This is a genomic window from Arsukibacterium sp. UBA5043 (assembly GCA_002415085.1).
GTDB lineage: Bacteria > Pseudomonadota > Gammaproteobacteria > Enterobacterales > Alteromonadaceae > Alishewanella.
Map to the genome: position 1 here is coordinate 1 of DIBV01000009.1, position 16184 is coordinate 16184.

A 16184-nucleotide genomic window follows, 5' to 3' on the forward strand; every position below is an offset into this window, starting at 1 on the left:
ACCGCTTTGGTCGCGAGCCTTGGCTTTGTGCCGATGGCTATTAATATTGGCACCGGTGCTGAAGTGCAGCGTCCGCTGGCGACAGTGGTGATTGGCGGTATTATTTCGTCAACCTTGCTGACATTGTTGGTATTGCCCGTATTATATCATTGGGTGCACAAAAACGATAACCGCAAACAGCAAACGGAATAATCATTAACCTGCTTCGCTACTACGTTAAGCTGTGGGCGACAACAGAGGGTAGCGTAGCAGTGTGTTGAAGTATCGTGTAAGAAATAAATCTCTATCATGATACTTCAATTTTATTACATCTTAATTACTCAACAAACTAACAAATGCGTAGTGGATACTTTTTTAACTTTAAACCAATCATAATTTATGTAAAAAGCATGATTAATCCACCAACTATCATAAACAAGTTTTCGGACAGGGAAACAAATCCAAGTGGAACATTGCTGTCACCACCGACACACGCGCATTTAAGGTCACGTTTATCAATATAAACAGCTTTAAAAACCGAAATAGCGCCCACCGTTCCTATAAAAATAGAGAAAGGAGCTATTGCCATCGCTGGGAGTTGTGCAACCATTCCGATACCGGCAAAAGCCTCAACAAATGGATAAATATACCCATACCTGATCCATTTCATTGCCAGTAAATCATATGTGATAAAGGAATTCGTGAAGCTATATAAATCTTTGAGTTTTTGTACCGCGAGCAGTGTCATTGAAAAAGCAATAAAGAGCATTAGCGTTCGTATTGATAAATATTCACCTGAAACAGAATACTGAAAAGCCAACGCCAACAACGCAGCAACGGAAAAGATAGTAATTACGGGGGTGTAAGTCGTTCCCGTTTGCCCCGCTTGCCCTTTATTGAAATATTCACGCAAATCGTCATATCCGCCAATTCGCTCGCTATCAATAAAAGTCTGTGGTGTTGTTTTAACACCGTGCTTTTCTTTGAACTGATCGGTCTCTTCACGCGAAGTTAAATGGTTGTCTTCGACCTTATAGCCTTCCCTTTCCAATAAATCTTTTGAACGCAACCCATAAGGACATATATGCTCGTCAGTAACCATTCTGTAAATTATTGCGGTCTTACTCATCATTGTCTCCTTTGTTCAGCTACCTTCAAAATTAGGTATGGGTCGTTTGCCGGCTTCATCAACGGTAGTTGCTTTACCATTATCTTTTATATCTTGTATTAGCCACTCCATTTCCTCAATTTCCTTTCTCTGAGCCTTAATTATACCCTCAGCCAACTTACGAACTCTGATATCGTTAATGTTGGAGCGTTCACTGGTAAGAATTGCAATGGAATGATGAGGAATCATCGCTTTCATGTAGGCGGTATCAGATATTAAGGTTTGCGAGCGAACTAGGTACAAATTACCAGCAAATAGCACCATGGCACCCAGTAGAATAACAGCATTAAGTTTTTTATTCGTATACATGCCAAGCATAAACACCAGCATGATAATGGCCATACCAGCTCCCATGTAGAGAGCCATATACATCCTGGTTTCGCTGAACCAAATATGTGATACCGCGTACGTGTTTAAATACATCATTACAAGCATCGCAATAGTTGAGGTAAATATCATTGCTGCAAATTTTATGTATTTCATGTGTAATCCTTACTTAAGAAAGCTCTCAGGTGTGAAAAACATTCTTGAATGACTTGAAGTTTTCGACAATCTTTTGAATTAATTCAATATTTGTGCCAATAGTGCATAAATACGAAGGTGGCGCGGAGAGTGCACACGTTGCTTCTTCTGCACAACTGCGTATTTCAGTGATCCCTAACAGCGATTCAGGAGTTTATCCGATGATCTGTTAACGGTTCTGTTCAGTTCTGGTTGCAATGTATATGCAAGTAAATAAGCGGCGATCTTGACCTTTATCAACCCAACTTACCTGGCAGTCTATGTGGGGGACGCGTGAAACCGAAAAGTTGAAACTACCTATCAAAAATTCCAATGATTTCACCAGTGTCAGAGTTAACACTAAAAACTTTTTCTGTCACACCTAACTTATGTGCCAATTGATTTTTCAAATCAATATTTTCGCTTCTTAGCTGATCGTTCAATCGATAGTACTCAGTAAGCTTTATAATTAACTCTATTGGTTTTTGCGCTTTATTATCAGATAACTGCTTTACCTGTTTTCGGGCAATTTTTAGTTTTGCTGTTAGATCAGAAATTTGGCTTTTAAGCACTTCCACTTCATTACTGAGTTTAGTAGCTTCTTGGTGTTTTTTTGCAGCCTCAATGGCGTCTTTAAGATCTCCAAACTCTGCGTAACGAAAATTTGTATGACTAAAGTTAGCCCTCGTAGACACAGAGTTCATGTTTACCTTTGTACCTTCGGCTACCATTGCTTTCAGCGCATCATACCCACGTTCTAAAGGGGTTTTTTCATGGTTCATTCTGTTACTCCTCCACTTTGTGTTATTCTGTTGACCGTTGAATTCAATGCATATTCGGCAGCTTTAAGGTCTTTTTTATAAGCAATTACAAAAAGTTCCATGTCTTGCTGTTTCTCGAGTGGAAGAGACTCGATGATAGCAAGTTTTTTTTCCGCTCTTATTTTCAGTGCTTTCCAATGAATTTTGTGACTTTCTGCAACGATGAAAGAAGGACAATAAACACACCCGGAGGGCACCGAAGCTCCATTTATTTTGCAGCTATCTCCAGCGGTACAGTAGCCATGAGGAAGTCCCCTAATGGTTTCAAGATTTTTGGCGAAAAACCGCTTCAGTTCTGCGAGATCTTTAAAGTGAATCTGACTGATGACTTGTGCGTTTGGTGAATTTGAATTGGTAACTCCGATTACAAGCTCACGCGCAGCTTTATTGAAACGTTCTCCAGCTCCTCCTCTTAAAGTTTCTTTACTAGCTTGCTCAGTTAGCTCGTTGGCAATCGCAACGGTCATCAACTGCTCATAACCATCAACCAGATCGATTAGTTCCTCATGTGACAAAACACCTTTGTCAGCATAGATCTTAGTCATTGCTAGGGTTAGGTGTTTAAACTGATCTGCAATATCGTCAAGCTCTCCAAGCTTATTGGCTACTACGAAATAAGCAAAGGTGTGCCGAAACATGTGATTTGATAGTCGCAGAGAATCTCCTACGACATACGGAATTCCTCTATTCTTACCTCGTAATATTGAGTAATTTTGATCTAATCTCTCTAGCTCTTCGATAGCATCAGAGGTAACCGTCAAATCAAACTTGTCTGCGAAATGTGGGGATTTCACATTAAGGTCCTTAAAGTGACCAGATTTTGCATAGCTTATTGAGTTCGCGCTATGCGTCACACCGAATAACAATTTCTCATTCATACCAACCTTTATGTTATGAATTAAAGACTCTTTAATATTGTTATGGTAGTTATTAAGAAGGAGTTTCGCTCTTTTTTCTAAGCCTTTTACATACCTTTCTAACAATTTAATTGCTATGTAAGTATCTTCATTAGCAATCCAGGTGTCTAAGAAAGCAGTTTCAACTGTTTTATGAGTTTCAGCTTCAACAAGATATTTGCCATTTTTAGGATCTGATTTATCTGCACAGCCCAACCGACAGGATAAAACCTCATTGTACCTCATTCCGGTAAATAAAAGAATGTGAATATAAACCGCAACTTTAAGGTCAACAAAGTACTCGGCCAATTCATTTAATGCTTCATGAGCCCCGGAACATCTAGCTGAGTAGTTTAAAAGATCTGCTCCTTTCCATTTCTTATGTTTTAAAGGCTGTTTCAAGAGATACTCAATCATAATATCATTGCTGGCTTCCCAGGCTTCTATCCTTTTGCTGCATTCTTCAATAACGGTTTTAGCAAATTTGGCAATGTTCCGTGCGATACAAGTGGGAATAATCGGGTGGGAAAGAGAGGTTGTATTTTCTTTAAATACTTCATTTAGAACTTCTTGAAGAAGCTTTGATACGCGATCACTAATTAGGCCTAAGCTTTTAGCTGAGTTAAAACAATCGTGGAAAACTCTCGGTTTGTTGATTGGTGAAGTTGCTTTAACAACTTTGGTAATATAATCCGTTAAAAGTGTTCGCAGCTTTAACTCGGAAAGTTTATCTAACTGATGAAATGAGTTGTATCCTTTCTCTATCAACCAGCTCCCCATCCGTTTCAATGCTGCCAGCTTTGTTTGAAGCGTTGAAAGTTTTTCTCCAGTGTATCCTTTGCCATGTCCTTGAAAGTGGCTTACAAGTGCATAAATTCGTAATTGAAAGGCTATCTCACTGCTATCGCAAGGAAAATTCAAGTGTCTGTTCGAGTTTTCGTTACTAAACCACGTTTCTGCACCAAATAAAACAGCTCCATCTTTTTTAGAATCTAAATGTTTAGCTATCCAGAGGCTGGTTGTATCGAATGAGTGTCGGTTGTATCCAGCTTTTACTATGTCTGACATCGGCTTGACTTTGTACAAACCCTGACTGTTCGTAGTTATACAGATATCTGTTATATTAACTACTTTTTGTACATCAAATAAATCCATCTAAACAACCTCCCAGTCTTGATGCACACCATGCTCATTGAAAATTTGTTTACCATTTTCAATAGCCCTTGGTTCTATCTCAGCCAGATCATCCAAGATACTCTTTACTCTAAGTTGAATTTTTTCTATTGAGCGCTGCTGATCGCTTCCATCATTACCACCAATCGAGTAGGAAGCTGATATCATTCTTTGAATAACAACTTTCTCAAATGATAATAATCGCCATACATGCTCTGCATCTGCTATACAGCGAAAATGATCACAGAATAAACAAGCACCAAAATTAGCACAGCCACTAATTTCATCTTCTTTAAAAAAGTTTCTATTTTTCTTTTTAAATTCAGTTACAACGACTGAGTCATGTTTCTGAGTGCAGCGACCTGTAGGTGTCTGTTTAGATCCAATCGGTGGCTTGGATACAAAAATAACATTATCTGAAATATCCCGTAGAAAAAAATCTCCCATAACAGTGGTAGCTTTTGTTAAACTTTCTTCTGTCTCCGCTCCATCCATTCTAAGATAATACTGATAAAATGCTTGCGGCGTATGCATCCCAGCCTTTTGGTATCTCTCAAAGTTCTTCGCAACTTTTCTGTAGGTATAATTCATACCTTTTTTACGTATCTTAGTGACCGAAAATGACTCATGAATTCCCTCACTTTTAAGCATCTTATTAATGCAACTCGTAAAAGATTGAGTATTGAGAATTCTTACTTTCTGACCATTTTTATATGCAAAAATTCGGCGTTGAAGGTTAGGCTTGGTGTGTTTTTCAGCAATACCAATGGTCATCTGTCGGATGAACTCTAGGTTTGATATTACTGCGGCTGTTACCTTTCCTGTCTCGTATTCATTCAGCGCACTATCTGCATTGATCAATTGTTTCTTATCATCAGCAGAAAACCTAACCCAATCAGTTTTATAATTAGCCCTACGTTTGAAAAGCCTTACGGCAGCTGTTTTATTGCCTTGAAAGGTAGTATCAAAATATACTAGATCGTCGCAGTCTAACTCAAGCGTTGGTGTCAGATTCCAACCTGTTTTCAGAAGAATTCTTGCAGCGTGAAGACTTAGTTTCTGCAAGTTAGTTAAATTTTCGCGGCGTAGACATTTTTCTATAGCATAAGCGATATGTACCACTTGTTCGAACGAGTACAAATCTCTATTGCTATTTCGCGCCGCAAGCTTTTGTGTTTTGGAGTTCGATACTCGAAATGTGTCAGACTTATCCACTTCAAAAAATTCTACTACTTGATTTAAAGCTGTTTGCATTGCCACAGCATATGATGATTTTAATATTTTTGAATTAGTGTCGCGCAATATCATTTGCCTAAAATGCTTTAGTAGTCTGTTGTTAAATTTTGCTAGGGCATAAATGCCAAAGCTGTTGAGTAGTTCAATATCATCAATGTTAAGTGTATCGTGATACTTTTTAAAAATGATTTGAGTAAGTGTTAAATGGCTTTTAACTGTTAAAATTTGTTTTGCATTGCTGTCAGTTCTGGTTTTACTTACCTCAGCATACTCCAATAAATTGTCAAAAACACATTTATACTTAGAAGCGACAAAGCTAAAGTCTACATAAGAAGAAATTCCATCATTTTCGTTCTCAAATAGTATAGTAAAAGGTAAAAAATGATTAATTTTTACGTTGCTGTTACATATAAAATTATACATCTCAAGAGCTGCGCGGATAGGCTGCCGATTAGTTATACTTTCTCCTTCAGCAGTAACCTCAATATGTTTACCTAGAAGAAAAAAGCCGTGACCATTATTTTCTGCAAGCCCGCGAATTCCTTTGCCTTTTAGCATCTGAATTACGGTAGAAATTTCCTCATTTTTTTGATGAGCATATAAATACTTTGCAAAAGATTTTTGATTTGAAAGCTTGTAAGCAGGAGCTTTTTGGCTATCCAGGTATCTGCGATATTCCGTCATAAAAGTGAAAGATATTGATTGGATATAAGTGAAAAATTGTTCTTCACTCCGAAGATCAACCAATAGATACTCCCCATAAATCTTTGGTGCAATGCGCTTTAAAAATGCATTAAAAGCATGAGGGGGATTCTGGAAGCTACTAATATACTTGTTAACGATATCTGGATTCTCAGTTAAAATCATTTGAATGCTTGAGTTTTCAGTTATATTTTTGAGTCCACTTTCTAGAAGTTTTTGAATGTGGTTAACCGTAGAATTCAAATTTTCTGAAATTGTAGCATCAGATTTGTTCCCATCATCATCATACCAACTGCCAACAGTTTCTATCAGTACTTTTAAGCTAGAGAACTCTCGGTAACTTAAACTCATAGCCCGAGAAATATCAATTGATTGTCTTTTTAAAATTACATGCGAGTACGGGGGGAAGGTTTGATTTAGATGCATTGACCGCAGGTTAGCTAACGCGTCATCAAACTTAGTAGGTATTTTTCTTTTATTGATTGATTCATGTACACCCAGGTGCTCAATAATGGCGTTGTCGTCATTCTCAATTAAACAGTCCAAACCAAGCTCAATAAATCGTTTCAAAACATCTGCCGGAAGCTTTACCCACAGAATTGGCAACATTTCAATTAAAGAGTGAATGCTATGGTACAGTCTCATTTTACTTAAGGTATGGCTACTATTGTCACCTAAAGTTGCACGTTCATACATATTGGCTATTTGACGTGCCAATGGTATTGAGTAAGGTTTAAACTTAAGATGTAGTTCAAAAGGTAGCGGTTTTAGCTGAACATTGCCGGTGTGCAAGGCAAGGATATTGAAAAAGCCAATATCCGCGCTAGCCGCAGCTTTTGGACTTATTTTTAGTGCTACTTGCTTGTTTAGCTCCCACTCAAACTTATCCCTATTATTTTTATCGATCAGCGCATCCAAGCCGAATCGTTTGATGTCAGTCAGTAATTCTACCGGCAAACTGTCCATTAGATATGGCATAGCCTTTTGAAAGTTGATTAATGAACGTCGAAAATTACCGATTGTAAGAGTGACATTATCATTAACACTAATTTGCTCAACAACTTTTACTGGTAAAGATTGCTTCCAAAGCTTATCCATTTGAACTGCTAAAACTTCAGAGTATTGAACAAATTCTGCAGGTATTGTTGCGATTTGTATTTTTTTAGGTCGAGCCATCTATAGGCTCCTCAGATAGCTTTTTTACATTCCGATAAATGTCTTCAACCCAATCATGCATTGCTCCAAACTCACTTGGGTCTGTTGCTTTAGCAAAATCGATGTAGCTCTCAGTTACTATGCTTTTTTCATGGCCCATCCATTTACGCAGGATAGCTCTCACTCGTCTTGGGTCTTCGAGCTTTTGGATGAGATACATAGCTAGATATGTTCCAAAAGTTGAACGTAGGTCATGGTAGCTGCGTTTTAAGACTTCCACCCCCTTGTTTCGTTGTTCTTTCCTCGCATATCTAATACTATCTCCGGCTGTTGTATCTGCCATCCGCTCTCCAGAGCTGTTCAAAAATAATGGTAGGGGTTGCTCCGGATTATTGATTTGATATTTCTCTTCATGTATTTTTCTTCGGTTTTTCCAACGCGCAGTTTGAGTGTATTCAAATAGTTGCCCCATCAACGCTGATGATATGTTAATTGGTTTTTGCATGTGATGTTTTCGTACTAGACCAATTTTGTAGACAGAACGCGTAGGTGACTCCGATGGATTGACAATGTCGCAATAATCAATTTTTACAACTTCAAATGACCGCAATCCAGCAAGGTAGGCGCATTTAAGGAATAGGCCATAAGTAGGATGCTTCGCAACATTGGTGTTTAACAACGCAGCAAGCTCTTGTCTGTTAAAAGGTTGCAATGCTTCTGGTTTGCGCGCCTTTTGTTTAAATTTTTTTGGTATTGACAGGTTACTAACCCAAGCTTGAATCGAGGATCCTGAGGAGTTCTTGTTCGGAATTGAATAGAGGATATCGAAATCGTTACTTTTTTTCTTTCTTATAGCTTTCAACTCAAGTTCGAAAGGTAATTTCTCAGCTATACCTCTATGGTAAGACCAGATGTAAAACTCTCGGACTCGCCGAATCATTCTATTCGCAGTGCTCCAGCTAAGGTCGTTTCTTTTGATTCTTTCAACGAGATAGCGCTGATATTTCCAAATGGGTAGGTCTTCAATATCTGATGTTATCGAAGATGTTGAGATAGGTGTCGCGATTAACTCCAAATACGATAACTCATTTCTACAGAGAAAATCGAGGAAGAGTTTTAGATCTTTGGAAATGCTTTCTACAGTTTTAATGTCTAATGGTTCACCACGCATCGAAGCCACATAACCCTGACTCCATGCTCTCGAGATATCCCGAGTGTTGCGCCTTGTTGAATATTCACCTTTTGCCCGCTGGATTAGAAACAGATTCATCTCACAGCAGACATCAAGCATTGAAGATTGATAGATAAGTGGGAAGGCGTCGATACAGTCTGAGGTACGATACGATATTTGCTTAAAACCATATTCATCAAGCAAAGGGGAGCCGTCTTTTGATGTCTGAAATGTAGCTATTGCACCAATGTTTAGCGATACCTTTATGCGTACTGCAGATGAATCGACCATATCGCCATCACTCGCTCAACGTTAGCCAACGTGTATTATCTTTGTATTGAAGTATAGCCGCGTAACAAGATAAATCAAATTTATTATAATGGGGTAGCCGTACGAGTTTTATACCGGGGTAATCCTGGATGAATGTCAGAACTTAAGTGCTGCCCAGCTTAAAACCATTATTACCCGCTGTGGGGAGGGCACTAAACTGATTTGCTCGGGTAATTTGTCACAAATTGACAGTAATTACCTGACCGCAGTGACCTCGGGACTGACCTATATTGTTGAACGCTTCAAAAACTTTGAAGGCAGTACCACCATTAACCTTAATGGTGTAGTTCGCAGTCGCTTAGCGTCTTTTGCTGAAGCGAATTTGTAATCGGCTTATGGCGGCGGAAAAAAAGCGCCGCCACGGTTTGCATATCGATAGAAATGGTCTAGGATTTGCAAAACTAAAAAGTAGCGCAATGCAAAGGAGTTGCATGTCCAGCCCAGCTTATGCTGTTTATAACAGAACCGTCAGATTCTCTTTAATTGTGATTGTGGCGCTCAGTTTCAACGTATCATTCGTCCAGTTTCTGTTGCAATTCAATACCAGCTTGCAACATAACCGCCAGCAACTTGAAATGTTTGCGCAGCAAATGGATGCTCAGATTGAACCGGTTTTGCAGTTCGCTCAAGCGGTTCAAGCCAGAGGGCAACTGGGCATGCAGATGGCAGTAACGGACGAAAATCAATTATCGTTGCTCTCACTTACCACACTTGATGTGGTACTGCATGAGCTTTATCTTCCCAATCAGGCGGTTGATCCCGAGCTGCAAATGTTACTGCAGTTGCAACCCTATTTTGATATTGCTCCTGCCAGCATTACGCCACTGAAAAATTTGTTTTATATATCAGAACAAAGTTTTGCCTACAACGGTCAGCACAAATGGTCTGACTACGTGGTGGAGCACCTTGTTCAGTGGTTGCAGCGCAATCAACGTTCAGAAAACGGCTATGATCGGAATCCGGTTTTCTACAAAGATTTTATTCTTGAACAAGCGGCCATGAGTGTACCGTTTTATGTTAACGAACGTAAAATTGGCCGGTTCGTTTTAGCATTGGAGCTGGCGCCATTGCTGGCAACTCTGGAAAAGAACAACCCTGATCGTTATTTTCTGCTGCTGGATCAGGCGGGTAATGTCATTGCCAGTTCTACTTTTATTAACGGTGATAATCTGCAGCAGTATCAATTACAAATTCAGCGGTTGACTGGCACACCATGGTCGCTGGCACTGATTGATAAACGCGGCTCGTTATTTTATGCAGGTATGGGGAGATTCGTTTTACACTGGCTGAGTTATGCCGGGGTATTGCTGGTGCTCGCCTGGCTATTGGCACGGCGCTATAAACGCAAAATAATGGGGCCGTTGCAGCGCCTGTCAACCCATATTGACCGGCTTAACAACGGGCAGGCCGGGGTTCGCCGCGTGCCCGAGGGCTGGCAGGATGTATTCGAACGAGTCAGCCAGCTCAAAACTGACGATAAGCAAAATACTGATTAAGAATATAAACTTTTTCTATCGCTGACATCTGCCCTACGGGCAGGGCCTGCTCAGCTGACGGATCGATAACCAGATAAACTGTACCCTGCAACGTAACCGTCAGGTCGTCGGGGCCCACTGGCATGGCCAACGCTAACACTGTTTTCTGTGGTAAGTACAGTATGGCTTGTTTTAAGCCGGGTGTACTACTGCGCAGCAAGGTTGCCAGCAATACGGTTTTGCTGGCGCTGTCGCCCTGATGTTGCCGCAGCACTTGCAGTGGCGGAGCAAAGCTTCGACCATATTCTCTTTGCTCTGCCGGATGGTTTGGAATAAGTTGAACCCATTTCAATAACGTTGCGACAAGCTGCCGCAGATCGGTAGTCTCAAGCTGTTTAACAACGGACTGAGTTAAAACGGCGATATCGTCCAGACTTCGCTGAATTATTTCGGGGTGATCAACCGTAATTAACTGCCGATTGTCGGCAAGCAACAGCAGTTGATAACCCATCCGCGTTACATACTGCTGCTGAAATTGCTGGCTGAATTGTTGCAGCTTTTGTTGCAGTTGCTCTGTATCGGCCATTGTTTCTTGAGACAACGTGGCCGCTGACGCATGATGCAACGTAAAGTTCTGCCAGTCGCCGTCCGGGCCCGGTGTCAGCCGGTAAGGCCCAGCCTGACTAGCCTGAAGCTGCAACTCCCGCCATAACTGTTGCTGCATCCTCTGCGGCACATAAATCTGTAGCAAATTACTATTGTCCTCAATACGCGCCGGGTTGACCGAGAACTGCAACCTAATATCCTGCTCCTGTGCCCGGAACTGATAACGGAAAGTGCGCTGATTATTGTCAACACTCTGCTGCATACTAAGGGTTTGAGCCTGCAACAGTAATGGCAGCAGCAGAAAATAGAGATAACCTTTTAACAATTAGTCCCGCTTTGTTCGTCTGAAAAATAGTAAGCATAACCCCAACAACATCGCCATGCCAGTCGAGCCCGCCGATACCTCTACGCTGCTGCTGGTCTGGATTTGGTCACGCTGATAATCTTCCAGAGTCAGTGCATCCAGCGCGCTGAGATCATAACCTGATGCTTCTGCTACTAAATAACCGGTATTGGCATCAAATATCCGGATGGTCAGCAGGTAAAAATTTGCCGGGTAGTGATGCTCCAAATTTGTTTCTATACCCAGCCAGTCATTACTGCTCTGGCCAAATAATTCAAACACTGAGCTGGTGTAATAAATCCGTTCATTGCCGTAGTCGGGAGTCAGGCTAAGTTCGGCGAATACCTGCTGATAGGCATAGTCGGAGTCGGCATCAAATTCAACATACAACTGGTGAAAATAACCATTATAGTTGTCGTCTCTGTTCAGACTGATATCAATGCTGTGGAACCAGACATCGGATTGATAGCTCTGATTGATCGCTGAACCTTGTACTTTACTCGTTTGCATAGCACTGTGCTGATGACTTCTTAGCTCAGTGCTAACGCTGTCTGCCAGGCTTAGCAGGGGCATAAATAACAATAAAGCAGCCGCTGTTTTCAGTAGGGTTTTCATAAGCAGATCTCCTCGATATTTGTTACTATTACAGTCTAACGCGCTGAATTTCAGCTGAACTTGTGAGTAAAGGAATAGTAAATAGATGAAGTTGTCACGCCAGATTGACGTTCAAGCCGCAGGTCAGGCAATTAGTATTTTAGCTGCGGCGGTACCGGAACTGGCTAAGGGCAGGTTGAAAGACGCGATGAGCAAAGGCGCGGTGCAGTTGCTGACTAAGCCGGTAAAACGGCTGCGAAGGTCTCAATATGCGTTAAAGGCAGGCCAGGTGCTGCAACTGCACTATGATGCCGATATTCTGAGCCGTAGTTGCCCACCCGCCCGGCTAATTAGCGACTTTCGTGCGTACAGTATCTGGTTTAAACCTGCTGGTATGCTGTCCCAGGGTAATGAATGGGGTGATCATCTGAGCCTGTTACGATTTACCGAACAACATTTTGGCAACCGGCCGGTGTTTTTACTGCATCGGCTCGATCGGGAAGCCAGTGGTCTGGTGCTGATTGCTCATACCAGGGCGGCAGCAACCGCGTTCAGTAAACTGATTGCGGCCCAGCAGTTGACTAAAACCTATCTGGTGCAAGTGAAGGGTCAACTGAGTCCTGGCTTGCTGGCTGCTGCAGAAATCAGTAAGCCACTGGATGGCAAGGCCTGCTTAACCCGGTTTGTGCTGCGTTGCTACGACGCTGCTACCGACAGCAGTTGGTTAGAAATTGACTTGATTAGTGGTCGGAAACATCAAATCCGGCGCCATTTTGCCGCCGTCGATCATCCGGTAATGGGTGATCCACGCTATGGCGAAGGTAACAAAAACCAGAGTGGTTTGGCACTACAGGCGAGTGCCATCGCATTTACTTGTCCGCTGCAGCACCATCAGCGTGCCATCGCGCTCAGTAGCGAATTACAGCTCACAGGTTTCAGCGAGCTCAGTTGCCATCGCCAGGCTTAAATCGGCGGGCAGCAGTTCATCATTTAGGGTAAGTGTTAAGGCGCCCAGTTGCAGCGCATTTATCATGTCCTGTCTGAGATTGCTGGTTTGCCATTCACAGGGGCGTGGCTGCTCAGCGCTGAGCTTGAGCTGCCAGCAAGGTGATGTGTTGTCAGTGATGCTCGCCAGTTTCCAGCTTAACCAAAACGCTTCACGCAGCGCTGTAAGCTCATGAGCCTGCCATCGCGAACCAAGTAACTGCGACACTTCAAGTTGCAATCGGATCAGATGACTTTCTTTTGCCAGGGCCGGTAATGCTTGCTGGATATCTGTTTCCAGTTGTCTGACAAAACAGGCGGTCTCTGCAGGACTCGCCCGGCAGCCAAGCCATAATACATCACTGTTGATGCAGCAGCCGCTTAGCTGCGCGATGTTCAGATTACTGAGCACCGCCTGCAGCGGCTGGCGCAGCGCCTCTTCACCCAAATCCAGCTTCAGTTGCTGACTGATGGACAGCGCAATAGCCACTAATTGTAGTGGTTGCTTACCGCGATCGTCCTGCTGCAGCCGCTCACAGAACCGACTCCAGTTGTGTGACAGTAAAAATGCCAGTTGCACCGATTTAGTCTGGTTGTGACGGGTTCGCAGGCACCAATACATTCCGCCACACCCGATAAGCAGAAAAAGTAATATCGCTGCAGCTAATTTCCAGTACCAGAGTGTCTGGCGCAGGCTCTGCTGCTGCAATAGCTGAGCAGTGTTGCTGTGGTGCTGAGTATTGCTCTGCTTTAACTGGTCTTTTAGTTCGGTAAGCTTTTCTGCGGTAGTGGTTGTTAGCTCAGTAAAGTGGAGCTTATTGGCTTGCTGGTTTAAGAGAAATGCTTGTTGCCAGTCTTGTTTATGCTCCGCCAGTTCGGCTCGCAAGGTGTAATAGCGGGCCTGCAGGTAATTGGCTGCGCCCTCTATGCCGGGGCTTAGGTCAGCAATAATCTGTTCAGTTTGGCTAAATTGTTGCTGCATCAGGGCTAACTCTGCAAGTGCCAGCGCACTTTCCTGGACATACGTCTGCGCACCAATTTGCCGGAATTGCTGCAATGCCGCATTATAATATTGAGCCGCCTGCAAGTTCTCACCGCGCAGCCTGCTAACGCGCCCCAGACTTTGTTTTACGATGGCGGTGCGCATGACATTATTAATTTGCTCGCTAATGGCTAGCGCTTCCAGTAAGTATTGTTCGGCCTGAGCGATGCCCCCGGCTGATTCAAGATGGCTTTCAGCGATGTAAACCAGGGTATAACTGTAACTGGATAAGTCATTAAGACGTTGGTAAAGACTGGCAGCGTGCTGCATATGTTCCAGTGCCAGATTATGTTCACCTATTTTGCGAAAAGCCATGCCCAACCGGAAATGAATGGAGGCCCTGGCATCACTATCATCCAGGGTATCAGCCAATACCAGTGCTTGCTGCAACTGTTGATGTGCCTGGCCAAACCTATTATTTTGCAATGCCAGCCGTCCCAGCATAATCCTGGCGGCCAGCTCCTTACGGAGATCTTTTAAGTCGAGCGCTAAGTTCAGGCTCTGGCTGGCAAAGTGTTCTGCCTGAGTCAAGTCGCCCAGTTGGTTATGGGCCTGGGCAAAATTGGTCAGTACTTCACTGTATAACTGTCGGGCAGCAATATCAGTACTGGCACGCAATAAGGTGTCGGCCTGTTGCAAATAGCTAATAGCGTGGCGGGTGTCACGAAATAAAATGCCATAGACTTTAGCTCGAAGCAGGGCAATATGTGCATGCTGCTGCTCGCTGCTGGCTAAGGTTTCAGCCTGTTGTAACGCGGCGATGGCGGCGTCTTTATTATTCGAACTCAGATACGCCTGCGCCAGCACCAGCCAGTCGGCATAGTGGTGTTGCTGGTTGCTGACCAGTAGTTCGGTAATTACCTGCTCATAATTTTCTGAAGCCAGCCGCAAGCGTTCAGCCAACTCGGTTGCCAAGGCCTTATCGCTGAGCATCAGACTGGCCAATACCATAAAGCAGACCAGCAAAGTACTGCGAATTCGCATAGTTTAGTATTAGCTCATTTTTTTGCAGCCAGTGTAGCCGGAAAGTGTTGGTCAGGCTATAGCTGTCGCAGCGAGTGTCCTGCTAAAAATGCACTGATATTTTCACGCAGTTGTACGGTCATTCTGCTACGTGCAGCAGGGGTGGCCCAGCCAATGTGAGGGGTAAGCAGCAGGTTGGGCCGGGCATGTTGCAGCAATATATGGCTGGCTGCAGGGGGCTCGCTGCAAAGGACGTCAAGACCTGCCGCCAGCCGGCCGGTTTTCAGTTCATTTAATAACGCGCTTTCGTCTATCAGGCCGCCGCGAGCAGTGTTAATAATAATAGCGCCATCCGGTAGCAGCGCCAGCGTTCCACGGTTGAGTAATTGTTCAGTGTCTGCGGTAAGTGGACAATGTAAAGACAATACGTCAGCCTGAGACAGTGCTTCGTTAAAGCGCACTCTGCCCTCCCGGCAGTGCTCGGCACCCGCATGTTCGCTAATCAGAACCCGCATACCAAAAGCGGCGGCAAGCCTGGCAGTTGCCTGTCCCAATGCGCCATAGCCAACTACGACAAAACATTTGCCATCAAGCTCTGTCAACGGGTGACTATGCAAGCAAAAGTGTGGGCTCTGGCTCCACTCACCCCTGGCCAGGGTTTGCTGATAATTGCAGATCTGATTGGTTAACCCCAGCAACAACGCCATGGCATGTTGGGGCACTGCGGTATCGGCGTAGTCTCTGACATTACATACTTTGATACCCTGACGGATTGCAGTGGTCAGGGCAATATTGTTAACCCCGGTAGCAGCGACACAAATAAGTTTAAGTTTGGGGAGTGCCTGTAATATATCCTGGTTGAGTTCCACCTTGTTGACAATGGCAATATCCGCTTCTGCCAGCCGCTCTGTCACGAGCTGCTGTGCTGTGCTGGCAAAACATTGCAGCTGACAATCCGGTAATTGCAACATACTTAAATCGGTATCGCCCATTGAGCCAGCATCCAGAAATACGATATGTGTCATGCAATCCTCTAATCATTTGG

The 16184-nt window shown here is 43.3% G+C and carries 14 protein-coding genes; 4 read left to right on the forward strand and 10 right to left on the reverse strand.

The window, feature by feature from the left end; all coding sequences use genetic code 11:
• Positions 1-192, forward strand: a 192-nt coding sequence (locus B2Q61_RS09785; protein ID WP_290619607.1) for an efflux RND transporter permease subunit, incomplete at its 5' end; no start/stop codon positions are given.
• Between the two features lie 184 nt (positions 193-376).
• Here B2Q61_RS09785 and B2Q61_RS09790 read toward each other — a convergent pair.
• The 6 genes from B2Q61_RS09790 to B2Q61_RS09815 all read right to left on the reverse strand — a co-directional run bounded on the left by B2Q61_RS09790 (position 377) and on the right by B2Q61_RS09815 (position 9093).
• Positions 377-1108, reverse strand: a complete 732-nt coding sequence (locus tag B2Q61_RS09790; RefSeq protein ID WP_290619609.1) for a glutaredoxin — start codon at positions 1106-1108, stop codon at positions 377-379.
• Between the two features lie 15 nt (positions 1109-1123).
• On the reverse strand, positions 1124-1630 hold the full coding sequence (locus B2Q61_RS09795) for a DUF305 domain-containing protein (RefSeq protein ID WP_290619611.1): 507 nt from the start codon (positions 1628-1630) through the stop codon (positions 1124-1126).
• 332 nt (positions 1631-1962) lie between these two features.
• Positions 1963-2430: a hypothetical protein gene (locus B2Q61_RS09800; protein ID WP_290619613.1), complete on the reverse strand. Its 468-nt coding sequence runs from the start codon at positions 2428-2430 to the stop codon at positions 1963-1965.
• On the reverse strand, positions 2427-4520 hold the full coding sequence (locus tag B2Q61_RS09805) for a tyrosine-type recombinase/integrase (RefSeq protein ID WP_290619615.1): 2094 nt from the start codon (positions 4518-4520) through the stop codon (positions 2427-2429). The genes B2Q61_RS09800 and B2Q61_RS09805 overlap by 4 nt, the downstream gene beginning before the upstream one ends.
• A complete protein-coding gene (locus tag B2Q61_RS09810) occupies positions 4521-7652 on the reverse strand; it encodes a hypothetical protein (protein WP_290619617.1) in 3132 nt (1043 codons plus the stop codon).
• Positions 7639-9093 (reverse strand): tyrosine-type recombinase/integrase, encoded by a 1455-nt coding sequence (locus tag B2Q61_RS09815; RefSeq protein WP_290619619.1) that lies wholly within the window; start codon positions 9091-9093, stop codon positions 7639-7641. The genes B2Q61_RS09810 and B2Q61_RS09815 overlap by 14 nt, the downstream gene beginning before the upstream one ends.
• 124 nt (positions 9094-9217) lie before the next feature.
• Here B2Q61_RS09815 and B2Q61_RS09820 point away from each other — a divergent pair, with 124 nt between their 5' ends.
• Together B2Q61_RS09820 and B2Q61_RS09825 are read left to right on the forward strand one after the other, a co-directional pair.
• The gene (locus tag B2Q61_RS09820; RefSeq protein WP_290619793.1) at positions 9218-9460 is read left to right on the forward strand and encodes a PhoH family protein; all 243 of its coding nucleotides are present in this window, start codon (positions 9218-9220) and stop codon (positions 9458-9460) included.
• Positions 9461-9563: 103 nt separating this feature from the next.
• Positions 9564-10628: a hypothetical protein gene (locus B2Q61_RS09825; RefSeq protein ID WP_290619621.1), complete on the forward strand. Its 1065-nt coding sequence runs from the start codon at positions 9564-9566 to the stop codon at positions 10626-10628.
• On the opposite strand, the gene B2Q61_RS09830 is transcribed toward B2Q61_RS09825, so the two are convergent.
• Positions 10597-11538, reverse strand: coding sequence for a hypothetical protein (locus tag B2Q61_RS09830; RefSeq protein WP_290622116.1), 942 nt, complete (start codon positions 11536-11538; stop codon positions 10597-10599). The two genes, B2Q61_RS09825 and B2Q61_RS09830, sit on opposite strands and share 32 nt — an antisense overlap.
• The gene (locus B2Q61_RS09835; RefSeq protein ID WP_290619625.1) at positions 11539-12171 is read right to left on the reverse strand and encodes a choice-of-anchor H family protein; all 633 of its coding nucleotides are present in this window, start codon (positions 12169-12171) and stop codon (positions 11539-11541) included.
• An 85-nt stretch (positions 12172-12256) separates the two neighbouring features.
• Here B2Q61_RS09835 and B2Q61_RS09840 point away from each other — a divergent pair, with 85 nt between their 5' ends.
• Positions 12257-13117, forward strand: coding sequence for an RluA family pseudouridine synthase (locus tag B2Q61_RS09840; RefSeq protein ID WP_290619627.1), 861 nt, complete (start codon positions 12257-12259; stop codon positions 13115-13117).
• Here the strand turns inward: B2Q61_RS09840 and B2Q61_RS09845 are convergent.
• Together B2Q61_RS09845 and B2Q61_RS09850 are read right to left on the reverse strand one after the other, a co-directional pair.
• Positions 13070-15160: a tetratricopeptide repeat protein gene (locus B2Q61_RS09845; RefSeq protein WP_290619629.1), complete on the reverse strand. Its 2091-nt coding sequence runs from the start codon at positions 15158-15160 to the stop codon at positions 13070-13072. The two genes, B2Q61_RS09840 and B2Q61_RS09845, sit on opposite strands and share 48 nt — an antisense overlap.
• Positions 15161-15216: 56 nt before the next feature.
• The gene (locus B2Q61_RS09850) at positions 15217-16164 is read right to left on the reverse strand and encodes a D-2-hydroxyacid dehydrogenase (RefSeq protein ID WP_290619631.1); all 948 of its coding nucleotides are present in this window, start codon (positions 16162-16164) and stop codon (positions 15217-15219) included.
• Positions 16165-16184: the final 20 nt, after the last annotated feature.

Excerpts from the sequence above, each read along its gene's own strand:
- B2Q61_RS09850 (WP_290619631.1), bottom strand. The coding sequence starts at position 16,164 with ATGACACATATCGTATTTCTGGATGCTGGCTCAATGGGCGATACCGAT.
- B2Q61_RS09840 (WP_290619627.1), top strand. The coding sequence starts at position 12,257 with ATGAAGTTGTCACGCCAGATTGACGTTCAAGCCGCAGGTCAGGCAATT.
- B2Q61_RS09835 (WP_290619625.1), bottom strand. The coding sequence starts at position 12,171 with ATGAAAACCCTACTGAAAACAGCGGCTGCTTTATTGTTATTTATGCCC.
- B2Q61_RS09795 (WP_290619611.1), bottom strand. The coding sequence starts at position 1,630 with ATGAAATACATAAAATTTGCAGCAATGATATTTACCTCAACTATTGCG.
- B2Q61_RS09805 (WP_290619615.1), bottom strand. The coding sequence starts at position 4,520 with ATGGATTTATTTGATGTACAAAAAGTAGTTAATATAACAGATATCTGT.
- B2Q61_RS09800 (WP_290619613.1), bottom strand. The coding sequence starts at position 2,430 with ATGAACCATGAAAAAACCCCTTTAGAACGTGGGTATGATGCGCTGAAA.
- B2Q61_RS09845 (WP_290619629.1), bottom strand. The coding sequence starts at position 15,160 with ATGCGAATTCGCAGTACTTTGCTGGTCTGCTTTATGGTATTGGCCAGT.
- B2Q61_RS09825 (WP_290619621.1), top strand. The coding sequence starts at position 9,564 with ATGTCCAGCCCAGCTTATGCTGTTTATAACAGAACCGTCAGATTCTCT.
- B2Q61_RS09815 (WP_290619619.1), bottom strand. The coding sequence starts at position 9,093 with ATGGTCGATTCATCTGCAGTACGCATAAAGGTATCGCTAAACATTGGT.
- B2Q61_RS09810 (WP_290619617.1), bottom strand. The coding sequence starts at position 7,652 with ATGGCTCGACCTAAAAAAATACAAATCGCAACAATACCTGCAGAATTT.
- B2Q61_RS09790 (WP_290619609.1), bottom strand. The coding sequence starts at position 1,108 with ATGAGTAAGACCGCAATAATTTACAGAATGGTTACTGACGAGCATATA.